Here is a 12,717-nt window from a genome sequence, read left to right as displayed (position 1 = left end):
AGGGTTGCCGAGGTACTTGCGCGTGCCCGGCGCCAGCGCGCGATCGGGGCTCAGTGCGGCCGCGCGGCTTCCCTGCCAGCCGCGCTCGGCGACATGCCGAAGCGGCGCTTGAAGGCGGTGCTGAAGTTGGCCGCGTGCGCATACCCCACGTCCAGCGCGATCTGCGTCACGCTCAGACGGCCCTGCGCCAGCAGCAGACGCGCCCGCGCCAGCCGGGCCTCCGCGACGTACTCGAAGATCGGCTGGCCAAAGACCTGGCGGAAGCCGCGCGCCAGGCGGCTGGGGCTGGCACCGAAGCGCCGCGCCAGGTCGCGCATCTCCAGCGGATCGCCCAGGTGGGCGTCGATGTAGTGCCGCACGGGCGCCAGGCGCTCGCGCAGGACGTCGGCGCGCGTGGCGCCGATCGCGGTCTCGTGCCGGCCCGCCAGGAAACCGTGCAGCAGCTCGAAGGCCTTGGCCTCGGCATAGAGCGCGCGGAAGGCATCGTCCGGCCCGCTGTCGTCGAGAAGCGCCGTGGCGATGGCGTGCTGCGCCGCATCGAGCGGGAACCGGCTGAGCTCGAAGCGCCGGGGCGGCGCCCGCATGAAGGCGGCGAAGGGGCCGCCGAGCGAGCCATCGTCCTGTACCGGGCCCAGCCGCTCGGCCAGGAAGGCGCGCGAGCAGCACAGCGTGACGGAGCGCTCCCGCACCGGGCTGGCGAAGATCTCCTCCTTGGCCGCGCCCGGCGGCTGCAGCAGCGTGCTCACGCTCATGCCGCCGACCACCTGCGCCGCCAGCGCGCCATGCTGGCCGACATGGCTCTCGCCCTCGAGCCGGAAGTGCAGCTTGATGAAGTCGCCGCCGCCATAGATCTCCCGGCCGGCGCCATGGTGCGTCACGTGGCCGAGCGAGAGATAGAAGCCGGGCTGGAAGCACAGGAACTCGCGCCGGCCCTCGGCCGCGCCGGTCGGCGTCACGGTGATGCCCTGGGTGCGGCCCCAGTTGCGCGAGGCGGCGAGTCGGTAGGTGGAAGGCAGGCTGAACGGCGTGTCCATGCGCGGGCTCGGGTTCCGGGTGGAGAACGGGAGTCCGAGCATAAGACGTGAGCGCTTCAGCCGCTGCGCGCCAGGTGACGCAGGGCCTGCTCGATGACCTGGGTCGACTGGTCGACCAGGCTGCGCTGCCAGGTCGGCTCGCCGGGATGGAAGAACGCGAGCAGCTCGCGCCGGGTCGGCGACAGCGTGTCGCGGCCCTGGCCGGCCGCCCACTCGCGCTGGTCGCGCACCAGCAGTTCCAGCATGCGCCGGGGCCGGCCGGTGCCGAACTCCAGCACCGCCGCCGTGACGCACGCGTGCGGCAGGGCCTGCTCGTAGCCCGGCGTGCTGTGGCCGGTGACCGGCGCGAAGTCCTCCGGCGCGTCGGTCTCGTGCACGGCGACGACCCAGGCGCCGAAGGCCGCGCGCATGCGCGCCAGGTCGGCGCCGCGCTGCAGCGCCACCAGCGTGCCGTAGCCATAGGGGCCCAGGCCGGTGTGGTAGTCGACCAGGCAGACCTCGGTGGCCGCCGCGCAGTGGCGCCGCAGCACGTCCTCGATGGTCCGGCGCGACCAGGTCGGCGCCTGGCCGCCGAAGCCCATGCCGAGCGGGAAGGCGTACTGCCCGGCCATCAACGCGTTGTAGAGCGCCTCGTCGCCCTGCGTGCGGGCATACGCCGCCAGCGTCTCGTCGGCGGCGCTCACGCGGCCGGCGTCGTCGGGGTCGAGCTCGATGGTGTCGCGCAGCGGCGCGTACTTGCCCGAGTCGGGCGCGCGCGCGTGGTCGACGAAGTTGCGGCACAGGTCGACGTTGTCCTCGGTGTAGCGGCGCAGCCAGGAGGCGCCCCACGGATTGATGGCGTGCACCACGACCACGGCGGTGTCGGCGGGCAGGGCGCGCGGGTCCTGGCGCAGCAGCCAGTCGAGCTGGCAGCCGGCGCCGGCGAACAGCTCGACGCCGTGGATGCCCGAGGTCAGCACCAGCACGCGCCGGGCGTCGGGCGGGCCGATGCGCACCACGTCGGTCGCCAGCACCTCCCCCTGGGCGCCCGCGAGCGGATGGAGATGGGTCTCGGGCGCGAGGCCGCGCAGCGTGCAGGTGGCCAGGAACTTGGCGCGCGCGGTGGCGTAGTCGGCGCAGAACAGGGTGTCGGTGGCGATCATCTCAGTCGATCTGGAAGCCGGATTCCCGGATGATGGGACGCCACAGGGCGAGTTCGTCGCGCACCGCGTCGCGCAGCGCCTGCGGTCCGCCGGGCGCCGGTTCGAAGCCCACCGCCAGCAGGTTGGTGCGGGTCGCGGGCAGGGCTGCGGCCTCGCTCACGCCGGCGCCGATGCGCTCGATCAGCGCCGCCGAGGTGCCCGGCGGCGCGAACAGGCCGACCCAGCTCGAACTCCCGAGCGCGGTGAAGCCCTGCTCGCCGAAGGTCGGCACGTCCGGCATGCTCGCCACGCGGCTCGGGCCGGTGACCGCCAGCACGCGGATGCGGCCGGCGCGCTGCGCACCCAGGAAGCCGCCGAGCGCGTCGATCGCCGCCGGGATCTGGTTGCCCATCAGGTCGGCCAGCAGGGGCGCGCCACCCTTGTAGGGCACCGGCATCAGCTCGATGCCCTCCTTGCGGCCCATCACGTAGCCGACGAAATGCGGCGAGCTGCCGGCCGCCGGGATGCCGAAGCTGCGCGCGTCCGGATTGGCGCGGGCCAGCGCCAGGTACTCCTGGAGCGTGCGCACCGGCTGCGCCGCGCCGACCGCGAGCGCGACCTCGAAGGTGGCCAGCCGCGCCACCGGCGCGAAGTCCTTGACCGGGTCGTACTTGACCGAGCGCGAGGTCAGCGGCAGGGTCGAGAACATGTGGCTGTTGCCCAGCAGCAGCGCGCTGCCATCGGGCGGCAGCGCGCGGAACTGCTCGGCCGCGATCTGGCCGCCGGCGCCGGGGCGGTTGTCGACCACCACGGTGGCGCCCAGGCGCTTCTGCAGCTCCTCGGCATAGATGCGGGCCACGGCATCGGCGGTGCCGCCGGCCGGATAGCCCACCACCAGCCGGATCGTGCGGGCCGACGCCGGCGCGGCCGGCTGGGCCGCGGCCAGGCGGGGCAGGGCGGCGGCGGACAGCAGGCCGGCCGGCAGCAGGGGGAGAAAGGCGCGTCGCTTCATCGAATGCACTCCGGGGTTGCGGGACAGGAAAGCCGATCGCGGCGGGCGCGCCACGGCGCCCGCGAGCGGGAAGACGAGCAGAGGGATGCCGGCCCCGGCGCCTGCCGGGTGGCGGGGTCAGCCGGCCAGCAGGGCCTCGCCGCGCGCCAGCTGGCGCATGTAGGTCTCGGCGTCGAGGTTCGCGCCGCAGACCACCAGCCCGGTGCGCAGGCCCCGCAATTCGTCGCGCAACGGACCGAGCAGGGCCGCCAGCGCCGCCGCGCCGGCCGGCTCCACCGCCAGCTTGGCATCGCGGAACAGCACCGCCATGGCGCGGCAGATGGCGTCGTCGTCGACCGTGACGATGCGCTCCATGTGGCGCCGGCACAGGCCATAGGCGGTCGGCGTGGTCATCGGCGGCGCCAGGCTGTCGGCGATGGTGGAGAGCTGCTGCATGCGCTGCGGCGAGCCGGCCTCGAAGCTGCGCCGCATGACATCGGCGCCCTCGGGCTCGATGCCGATGACGCGGCAGGCCGGCAGCAGCTTGCGCAGCGCCGCCGCCACGCCACCGCCCAGTCCGCCGCCGCCCACGGCCACCAGCACGACGTCCAGGCCGGGCTCCTGCGCGGCGAACTCCAGGCCCACGGTGGCGGTGCCCAGCGAGGTGGCGATGCCCTCGAACGGATGGATGAAGGTGCGGCCCTCGTCGCGCACCAGCGCCTCGGCCATGGCGAAGCCGCTGGCGCCATCGGGCGCGATCAGCAATTCGGCGCCATAGGCCCGGGCCATCGCCACGCGCGCCGGGTTGGCCGAGGCCTGGACCACGATGCGCGCCGAGACCCCGGCCTCGCGCGCCACGAAGGCCGCCGCCACGGCGTGGTTGCCGGCGCTCATGGCCGTGATGCCGCGCGCCTTCTGCTCGGGCGTCAATCCGCGCACCACGTTGAGCGCACCGCGCGCCTTGAAAGTGCCGGTGCGCTGGAACAGTTCCAGCTTCAGGCGGACATCGGCGTGGCCGAGCAGCCGCTCGATCGTGGGGCCGTGCAGCGGCGCGGTGGGCGTGCGCAGCAAGGCCGGCGCCAGCGCGTGCGCGGTCTCGCGGATGGCCTCGATGTCGAGGTCGGGCAGGTCGGCATCGGTGCCGGTGCCGGTGGTGGCCGGGGAGGAGGAGTTCGGGTTCATGGCGGCGGATCTCAGGAGGAGATGCTGCGATGGCAGCGGGCGATGGCTTCGATCTCGACCAGGGCGCCGGGCACCATCAGGTCGGCCCGCACGGTCGAGCGCGCCGGGGCCGGGCAGGCCAGGGCGGAGAACGTGGCGGCATAGCTGCGGTTGAAGGCCGCGAAGTCGTCGACCCGCGTCAGCCACACGGTGGCCTTGACGACATCGGCCAGTCCCAGGCCCCGGGCCCGCAGGATGGCGTCGATGCGCGCCAGGCAATGGCCGGTCTGGTGGTCGACGTCGTCGCCAGCGATGCGGCCATCGGCGTCGAAGGCCATCTGGCCGCTGACGAAGACGAGTTCGCCCTCTTGGCGCGATGGCGAGAAGAACGGGGCGGCGGGAGCGGCGGGAGCGGCGGAAGCGGTCGGGACGGGCGGCATGCGGCCAGTCTAGGAGCGCCGCGCCGGCGCGTCCTTTGCGCGCCGGTCAAAAACCTTTGCGGAACCGGCGCGACCGCGCGCGGTTCCGGCGCGGCCTCAGAACGCCGGTACCAGCGCGCCCTTGAACTTGGTCTCGATGAAATTCCGGACCTCGGGCGACTGGTAGGCCTTCACCAGCCGAGCGACCCAGGGCTTGTCCTTGTCGGCGCGGCGCACGGCGATGATGTTGGCGTAGGGGCCCTTGGGCGATTCCTTGATCACGGCATCCTTGGCCAGCGAGAGGCCGGCCTTCTCGGCGAAGTCGTTGTTGATGGCGGCGATCGTCAGGTCGTCGAGCGAGCGCGGCAGCTGGGCGGCGTCGAGCGGCACCAGCTTGAGCTTCTTCGGATTGGCCACCACGTCCAGCGGCGTCGCGGTGTTGTTCTTCACCGCCTCGGGCTTGAGCGTGACCAGCTTGGCGTCCTGCAGCAGCAGCAGCGCGCGGTTGCCGTTGGAGGGATCGTTCTGCACGCCGACGGTGGCGCCGTCGGGCAGGTCGGCGATCGACTTGAGCTTGCGCGAGTAGTAGCCCATCGGCGCGGTGAAGGTCAGGCCGGCGGACACGACGTCGAAGCCGCGCGCCTTGTTCTGGTTGTCCAGGAAGGGCTGGTGCTGGAAGGCGTTGGCATCCAGGTCGCCGGCGGCCACGGCCGCGTTGGGCAGCTGGTAGTCGTTGAAGACGGTGATGTCGAGCGTCAGGCCGTCGCGCGCCGCGACCTGCTTGACGACCTTGAAGATCTCCTCCTGGCTGCCGACGACGATGCCGACCTTGACGGTCTTCTTGTCCTGGGCCTGCGCGAGGGCGGGGGCGAACAGGGCGGCGGAGGCCAGGGAGAGCGCGGCGAGCAGGGCGGCGCGGCGGGGAGCGGGAATCGGCATGGTGGCGGGTCGGATCACGTGGATCGCTGGATCATTGGGAAAAGGGGTGCGACTGTAGCCGCTCGGGCACCGCGATCCAACGACACGTTGGTCAGAAGCTCATGCCGGCGCCTCGAGCAGGCCCGCGCGCCGCATCACGTGGGCGGTGGCGGCTTCCTCCAATGCATAGACGCCGCGTTTCTCCTTCCAGATCAGCGCCTTGTCCTGCAGCGCGGCCAGGGTCTGCTGGACATTCGAGGTCTCGGGACGGACTTCCTCGTCGGGCGCGATGTCGCGCAGGACGCGTCGATAGCTCTCCATGGTCCGGGCATCGAAGGGCGCGTAGTCGGCGCCCTGCGCCGCCAGCACCCGCAGCACGGCCGACTGCAGCGGCGTCAGCGACTGGATGATGCGCAGCGTCTGCGCATCGGCCTCGCGGATCTGCGCGCGGACCGCCTCCTCGAAGGCCATGGGAGTGCCCTGCGCGGTCAACTCGAAGTCCAGACGCAGCGCGTCGGCGGCGGCGCCGAGGATTTCGGGTCGATGGTTGGCTTCCTCGAAGAGCTGCATCACGCGCTCCGGCGCGAGCGGCGCCGGCAGGTCGACGCCCCGGCAGAACCACTCGATGTAGTCGGGGCCGAGCCGGGGGAACTCCACCAGCGGCGCGCCGAAGAAGGCCTGGTCGCGGCTGTTGCGCAGCATCGCCAGCTTGTCGCGGTTCGAGCCGGTGGCGACGATGCGCAGTCCGTGGTGGCGGGAGCTGTTGAGCTCGTCGCGCGCCGCCTTGAGGGCGAACAGGGCGTCGTAGCCGTTGTCGGTGGTGATGGCGTGCTGCGCCTCGTCGATCAGCAGCACGGTCATCGTGCCGGTCTCGTCGGACAGGGCGGCCAGCGCCGCGCTCAGGGAGATCTGCTGGCCGAGGCCGACACGGTCGAGGGAAAAGGACAGGCCACCCACGCTCACCTTGTCCATTCCCGCGGACTTGGCCAGGCGCTTCACCAGGCCTTCATGCCGGGCGAGTTCGGTACGCACGGCCTCGACGATGACCGCGCCGGGGTCGGCCTTGCGGTTGGCCCAGAGGTCGACGTACATCACGGTGGCGCCGGTGGCCTGGAGGGCGGGGCGAAGATCCTCGCGCACGAAGGTCGACTTGCCGGTGCGCCGCGGTGCCGACAGGAACAAGCCCGAGGATGCCGCCGAGCCTACGGCCTGGCTCATGAGGGCCGCCACCATGCGCCGGGCGAGATCCGGCCGTGCAAAGAACTTCGTCGACATCGTGTGTATCTCGTGGTCGAGCGCGCCGGCCACGCTCGCGGACGGGGCTCTATAGCGGACTATAGTCGACTATAGTTGATTATTTCTCGCACTTCTGGAGCCTTGCCGGGCCGCTCCTTATTCATGCCGGGCATAAGGACGTAGCGCATCCATCGTTCGCCCGGCGCCGATTTTTTCGCATACTCGCAGGCTTTGCCGGCCACGGCCCGCCGCCCGTCCGCTTCCATGACCGCCGTACCTTCCCCCTCCCCCACGACCGGCGATGCCGCGCCCGTGATCCGCCTGCGCGACGTGCGCAAGTCCTTCGCGCTGCCCGACGGCAGCACCTTCGACGCCGTGCGCTCGCTGTCCCTGGACATCGCCGCCGGCGACATCTTCGGCCTGATCGGCAAGAGCGGCGCGGGCAAGTCGACCCTGCTGCGCCTGATCAACCTGCTGGAGCGCCCGGATGCCGGCCAGGTCATCGTCGGCGGGCGCGACCTGATGACCCTGTCGCGGCGCGAGCTGCGCGAGACGCGCCAGACGCTGGGCATGATCTTCCAGCAGTTCAACCTGATCCAGAACGCCACCGTGGCCGACAACGTGGCCTTCCCGCTGAAGATCCACGGCCGCCACTCGCGCGCCGAGATCGCCGAGCGGGTGCGCGAATGCCTGCGCCTGGTCGGGCTGGAGGACAAGGCGGGCGCCTATCCGGCCCGCCTGTCCGGCGGCCAGAAGCAGCGCGTGGCGATCGCCCGCGCCCTGGCGCCCCGGCCGGCGGTGCTGCTGTGCGACGAGCCGACCTCCGCGCTCGACAGCGAGACCACGCGCGAGCTGCTGCAGACCCTGCGCGACATCCATCGCACGGTGGGCGTGACCATCGTCATCGTCACGCACGAGCTGTCGGTGGTGGAGGCGCTGTGCCGCCACGTGGCGATCCTGGAAGGCGGCGAGCTGATCGAGCAGTTCGCCGTCGATGCGCCGGCCGCCGACCGGCGGACCGTGCTCGGCCGCGAGATCGACGCCCTGGTGCGCCGGCGCGAGCGCGATGCGCGCGAGGCCCTGGCGGAGGGATCCCGCGATGCCATCGACGTGCGCCACCTCGACGTGCGGGGAGCGGTCCATGCCTGAGAACATCGTCGCCATCCTGCCGGAACTCGGCGTGGCCATCGGCCAGACCTTCATGATGCTGGCCATCGGCCTGAGTGCCGCATTGCTGATCGGCGGCCCGCTGGGCATCCTGCTGTTCCTGCTCGGGCCCGGCCAGTCGCTGGCCAACCGCCCGGCGTTCCTGATCCTGAACTGGCTCGTGAACACCGTGCGCTCGTTCCCCTTCATCATCCTGCTGGTCGCGCTGGTGCCCTTCACGCGCATCGTGGCGGGCACCTCGATCGGCCCGCTGGCCGCGTCGGTGCCGTTGTCGGTGGCGGCCATTCCCTACTTGGCGCGGCTGGTCGACCAGTGCCTGCGCGAGGTGCCGCGCGGCGTCATCGAGGCCGCGCACGCGATGGGCGCGAGCGAGCTGCAGATCATCTGGCGCGTGCTGATCGTTGAGGCCCGCTCGGGGCTGGTGCTGGCGTTCACGGTGCTCGCGGTGAGCTTCCTGTCGTACTCGGCCATCGCCGGGGTGGTGGGCGGCGGCGGCATCGGCGACCTCGCCATCCGCTATGGCTACTACCGCTTCCAGACCGATGTCATGGTGCTGACCGTGGCCGTGCTGGTGGTGCTGGTGCAGCTGATCCAGCTGGTGGGCAACACGATGGCGCGCCGGCTCGACAAGCGCTGAGCAAGCGCCGAGCCGTCCCGCCGCACCGCATCCTTCCTCTTTCCATTCCTCCTTCCTCCGCTTCCGTCCCGTTCCGGTTCCCGCTCATGAAAACCTCGTCCCTGCGCCGTTCCCTCCTCGCCTTGTCGATCGCCACCCTCGCCCTCGGCACCCTGCCGATGCATGCCGCCGCGCAGGCGCCCAGGAAGGACCTGGTCATCGGCGGCACCGCCGGCTCCAATTTCGACCAGCTCAAGTGGGGCATCGTGCCGATCCTGGAGAAGAAGGGCTACAAGGTGAAGCTGGTCGAGTTCAACGACTACGTGCAGCCCAACCTGGCGCTGGCGCAGGGTTCGCTCGACGCCAACTTCTTCCAGCATCGCGTCTACCTGACCAAGTTCGCGGCCGACCAGAAGCTCGACCTCGTCGAGCTGGTGCAGGGTCCGATCGCGCCGATGGGCGTCTACTCGACCAAGCGCAAGACCCTGGCCGAAGCGAAGGAGGGCGATCGCTTCACCCTGCCCAACGACCCCAGCAACCTGGCGCGCGCCCTGCTGCTGCTGCAGCAGAACCAGCTCATCACGCTCAAGGCCGGCACCGATCCGATCCGCGTCTCGGAGAAGGACGTCGAGCAGAACCCGCGCAAGCTGAAGTTCATCCCGCTGGAGGCGGCGCAGCTGCCGCGCTCGCTGGGCGACACCGAGTACGCCATCATCAATGGCAACTTCGCGATGTCCTCGGGCCTCAAGCTGACCGAGGCGGTGGTGCTGGAGAAGACGCCCGACCACTACCTGAACGTGGTGGCCGTGAAGCGCGCCGACCAGGACGCGCCGTGGGCGAAGGACATCGCCGAGGCCTATCGCTCGCCCGAGTTCCGGGCCGTGGTGGACAGCCGGTTCCCGGGCTACGCCAAGCCGGCCTTCCTGCGCTGAGTCGGGCCCGGCCGGGCCCGGGCCGCCCCCGGGCCGCTCAGATGTTGGCCAGCAGCCCGCCGTCCACCCGCACGACCGAGCCGGTCACGTAGGCGGCGTTGCGGCTGGCCAGGAAGGCCACCACGTCGGCGTACTCCTGCGGATCGCCATAGCGCCCGACCGGGATGCTGGCGGTGCTCTCGGCCGTCACGTCGGCCACCGGACGACCCTCGCGCTGCGCCTTCTGCTCGTCGAGGAACCGGATGCGGCCGGTCGCCACGCGGCCCGGCAGCACCACGTTGCAGGTGATGCCGTCGCGGCCGACCTCGCGCGCCAGTGTCTTGGACCAGCCCACCAGCGACAGGCGCAGGGCGTTGGACAGGCCCAGGTTGGGGATCGGCGCCACCACGCCCGACGAGGTGCTGGTGACGATGCGGCCGAAGTGGCGCTCGCGCATGCCCGGCAGCACGCGGTCGGTGATGGCGACCACCGACAGCACCATGGCCTGGAAGTGCTTGTTCCACAGCTCGGCGCTCTGGCCGGAGACCGGCGTCGGTGGCGGTCCGCCGGTGTTGTTGACCAGCACGTCGATGGCTCCGAGCTCGCGCTCGACGTGCGCGACGTGGGCGTCGATCGCATCGAGGTCGGCCAGGTCCCAGGTCAGCGCCAGGGCCCGGCCACCGGCCGCGCCGATCTCGGCGGCCACGCGTTCGGCCGCCGCGCCGTCGATGTCGGCCAGCGCGACCCGCGCGCCCTCGCGTGCCAATGTGCGCGCGATGGCGCCGCCGAGGCCGCCGCCGGCGCCCAGTACCAGCGCGGTGCGCCCGGTGAGTCCCAGATCCATGGTGTGTGTGTCCTTCCTGTGGGTTAAACGAGCTTGCCCGGATTCATGATCTGGTTGGGGTCGAGCGACTGCTTGATGCGCATCATCAGATCGAACTCGACCTCCGACTTGTAGTGCCGCAGTTCGTCGCGCCGCAGCTGGCCGACCCCGTGCTCGGCGCTGATGCTGCCGTTCGCGGCGGCGACGAGGTCGTGGACGATGCGGTTGAAGCGCGCCGTGGTGGCGGCCACCGCGTCGGGCGCGGTGTCCTTGGGCAGCAGCACGTTGTAGTGCAGGTTGCCATCGCCCAGGTGGCCGAAATTGATGATGCGCACATCGCCCTGGGCGTCGCGCAGCGCGGCATCGGCGGCGTGGGCGAAGGCGGCGATGGCCGAGATCGGCAGCGCGATGTCGTGCTTCACGGTCTTGCCCGCGCGCACCTGGGCCTGCGAGATGCCCTCGCGGATCCGCCAGAACGACTGCGTCTGGGCGCCGTTCACGCTCACCGCCACGTCCTGCACCGTGTCGCCCTCCAGCGCCTCGCCCAGCCCGGCCTCCAGCAGGTCGGCCAGGCCCTCGCCCTGGGTGTCGGCGAGTTCGATCAGGCCATGGAAGGCATGCTCGCCGGCCAGCGGCGCGCGCACGTCGGCCACGTGTTCCAGGATCAGCGCCAGGGCCTCGGCCGACATCATCTCGAAGGCCACCAGGCGCTCGCCGCAGGCCGCGCGCAGCTGCGCCAGCAGGCGCACCAGGGCGTCGATGTCGCGCGCGCCGACCCAGGCGGTGGCGCGCGCCACCGGGCGCGGATGCAGCTTGAGCACGGCGGCGGTGATGATGCCCAGCGTGCCCTCGGAGCCGATGAACAGGTCGCGCAGGTCGTAGCCGGTGTTGTCCTTGCGCAGGGCGCGCAGGCCGTTCCAGACGCGGCCGTCGGGCAGCACCACCTCCAGGCCCAGTGCCAGCTCGCGGGTGTTGCCATAGCGCAGCACGGCGATGCCGCCGGCGTTGGTCGCCAGGTTGCCGCCGATGGTGCAGCTGCCCTCGGCGCCCAGGCTGAGCGGGAAGAAGCGGTCGGCCGCCTGCGCCGCCGCCTGGATGTGGGCCAGCAGCACGCCGGCTTCGCAGGTCAGGGTGTTGTTGAGCGGATCGACCGCCCGGATGGCGTTCATGCGCACCGTGCTCAGGATCACCTGCGCGCCGCTGCCATCGGGCGTGGCGCCGCCGCTCATGCCGGTGTTGCCGCCCTGCGTGACGACCGGGGTCAGGGTCTCGTGGCAGATGCGCATCACGGCGGCGGTCTGCGCGGTGTCGGCCGGGCGCACGACGACGCTGCTGCGGCCGGTCCATTTCTTCAGCCAGTCGGTCTCGTAGGGCGCCTTGGCCTCGTCGTCGGTGACGAGGCCGGCGTCGCCGACGGCGGCATGCAGGCGCTGGAGGAGTTCGGGGTGCAGGTTGCTCATGGCTCGTGTTCGTTCGCTTCGTTCGCTGGGTTCGCTTGGTGTCGATCCGGTCGACGCGTCCGCCGGGCTCACCAGCCCAGCCGGATGCGGCCGAGGATCATGGAGACGGCGGCCTGCGTCGGCTCGACCACCGGCAGCCCGGTGGCCTCCTGCAGCGGGGCGCGAAAGGCGGCCATGCCGGCGCAGCCCATCACCAGCACGTCGGCGCCATGCGCGTCGCGCAGGCGCCGCCCGGCCTCGACCATGGCGGCGAGCGTGGCCTCGGCATCGGCCAGCTCGCTCACCGTGCGGCCGATGGCCACCTCGCCGGCGACCCGCTGCGTGATGCCCATGGCGCCCCAGGCGCGCCAGTGCCGCGCGATCGAGCCCTGCAGGATGGCGACGACGCCGAAGCGCTGGCCCAGCGTCATGGCGGTCAATGCGGCGGCCTCGCTGATGCCGAGCGCCGGCACGCCGCCGAGCTCGCGCAGCATGTGCAGGCCCGGATCGCTGAAGCAGGCGGTGACGAAGCCGGCGGCATCGGCGCGGTGCGCCTCGGCGAAGGCCCGCACCGACAGCGCGGCGCGGTCGACGTCGTGCTGCGTCTGCACGCCCGGCGGGCCGTCGGCCAGGGTCACGCATTCGATGCGCGGGCCGTCGTCGCGGCGCAATGGCGCCAGGGCGGCATCGATGCCGGCGGTGACGGCCGTGCTGCTGTTGGGATTGATGACGTAGAGCGTGGGGCGCATCGGCGGGCTTCCTGTCGGGTCTCGCGGGGGTTCCGGCGGTGGACGCCGAGGGCTCGCAGTCTAGGAGCGCGAAGGCGCTTTGGCACTTGCCGATTCATGCCTCATCATTAACACCTTGTTATCTGCTCACCG

13 protein-coding genes are annotated in these 12,717 nt (G+C 71.7%); 3 read left to right on the top strand and 10 right to left on the bottom strand.

Features of this window, described 5'->3' with window-relative positions; genetic code table 11:
* Positions 1–50 precede the first annotated feature (50 nt).
* The 7 genes from AC1MLT_RS18160 to AC1MLT_RS18130 form a co-directional block, all read right to left on the bottom strand.
* Complete coding sequence (locus tag AC1MLT_RS18160) at positions 51–1,034, bottom strand: helix-turn-helix transcriptional regulator (RefSeq protein WP_481035488.1); 984 nt, start codon at positions 1,032–1,034, stop codon at positions 51–53.
* A 56-nt stretch (positions 1,035–1,090) separates the two neighbouring features.
* Positions 1,091–2,176 carry a DUF2817 domain-containing protein gene (locus AC1MLT_RS18155; RefSeq protein WP_481035486.1) on the bottom strand — a complete coding sequence of 362 codons (1,086 nt, stop codon included), beginning with the start codon at positions 2,174–2,176 and terminating at the stop codon, positions 1,091–1,093.
* Position 2,177: 1 nt separating this feature from the next.
* Positions 2,178–3,167 (bottom strand): tripartite tricarboxylate transporter substrate-binding protein, encoded by a 990-nt coding sequence (locus AC1MLT_RS18150; RefSeq protein WP_481035485.1) that lies wholly within the window; start codon positions 3,165–3,167, stop codon positions 2,178–2,180.
* A 117-nt stretch (positions 3,168–3,284) separates the two neighbouring features.
* Positions 3,285–4,328: a threonine ammonia-lyase gene (locus AC1MLT_RS18145; protein ID WP_481035484.1), complete on the bottom strand. Its 1,044-nt coding sequence runs from the start codon at positions 4,326–4,328 to the stop codon at positions 3,285–3,287.
* A gap of 11 nt (positions 4,329–4,339) precedes the next feature.
* Positions 4,340–4,747 carry a RidA family protein gene (locus tag AC1MLT_RS18140; protein ID WP_481035483.1) on the bottom strand — a complete coding sequence of 136 codons (408 nt, stop codon included), beginning with the start codon at positions 4,745–4,747 and terminating at the stop codon, positions 4,340–4,342.
* A gap of 96 nt (positions 4,748–4,843) precedes the next feature.
* Positions 4,844–5,665, bottom strand: coding sequence for a MetQ/NlpA family ABC transporter substrate-binding protein (locus AC1MLT_RS18135; RefSeq protein ID WP_481035481.1), 822 nt, complete (start codon positions 5,663–5,665; stop codon positions 4,844–4,846).
* A gap of 99 nt (positions 5,666–5,764) precedes the next feature.
* Complete coding sequence (locus AC1MLT_RS18130) at positions 5,765–6,919, bottom strand: ATP-binding protein (protein WP_481035480.1); 1,155 nt, start codon at positions 6,917–6,919, stop codon at positions 5,765–5,767.
* 225 nt (positions 6,920–7,144) lie between these two features.
* Between AC1MLT_RS18130 and AC1MLT_RS18125 the strand changes: the two genes are divergently transcribed.
* From AC1MLT_RS18125 to AC1MLT_RS18115, 3 genes are all read left to right on the top strand, one after another.
* Positions 7,145–8,029 (top strand): methionine ABC transporter ATP-binding protein, encoded by an 885-nt coding sequence (locus AC1MLT_RS18125; protein ID WP_481035478.1) that lies wholly within the window; start codon positions 7,145–7,147, stop codon positions 8,027–8,029.
* Positions 8,022–8,684: a methionine ABC transporter permease gene (locus AC1MLT_RS18120; protein WP_481035477.1), complete on the top strand. Its 663-nt coding sequence runs from the start codon at positions 8,022–8,024 to the stop codon at positions 8,682–8,684. Before AC1MLT_RS18125 ends, AC1MLT_RS18120 begins: the two co-directional genes overlap by 8 nt.
* Before the next feature lie 86 nt (positions 8,685–8,770).
* Positions 8,771–9,595, top strand: coding sequence for a MetQ/NlpA family ABC transporter substrate-binding protein (locus AC1MLT_RS18115; RefSeq protein WP_481035476.1), 825 nt, complete (start codon positions 8,771–8,773; stop codon positions 9,593–9,595).
* Between the two features lie 37 nt (positions 9,596–9,632).
* Here the strand turns inward: AC1MLT_RS18115 and AC1MLT_RS18110 are convergent, their stop codons facing one another.
* The 3 genes from AC1MLT_RS18110 to AC1MLT_RS18100 all read right to left on the bottom strand — a co-directional run bounded on the left by AC1MLT_RS18110 (position 9,633) and on the right by AC1MLT_RS18100 (position 12,585).
* The gene (locus AC1MLT_RS18110; RefSeq protein ID WP_481035475.1) at positions 9,633–10,418 is read right to left on the bottom strand and encodes an SDR family oxidoreductase; all 786 of its coding nucleotides are present in this window, start codon (positions 10,416–10,418) and stop codon (positions 9,633–9,635) included.
* A gap of 23 nt (positions 10,419–10,441) precedes the next feature.
* Positions 10,442–11,857 carry an FAD-binding oxidoreductase gene (locus tag AC1MLT_RS18105; protein ID WP_481035474.1) on the bottom strand — a complete coding sequence of 472 codons (1,416 nt, stop codon included), beginning with the start codon at positions 11,855–11,857 and terminating at the stop codon, positions 10,442–10,444.
* 68 nt (positions 11,858–11,925) lie between these two features.
* Entirely contained in the window at positions 11,926–12,585 is a 660-nt protein-coding gene (locus AC1MLT_RS18100; protein ID WP_481035472.1) for an aspartate/glutamate racemase family protein, read from the bottom strand.
* Positions 12,586–12,717 lie beyond the last annotated feature (132 nt).

Source organism: Variovorax sp. PEI5 (assembly GCF_056679935.1).
This window is presented reverse-complemented; position numbering and strand designations above follow the sequence as displayed.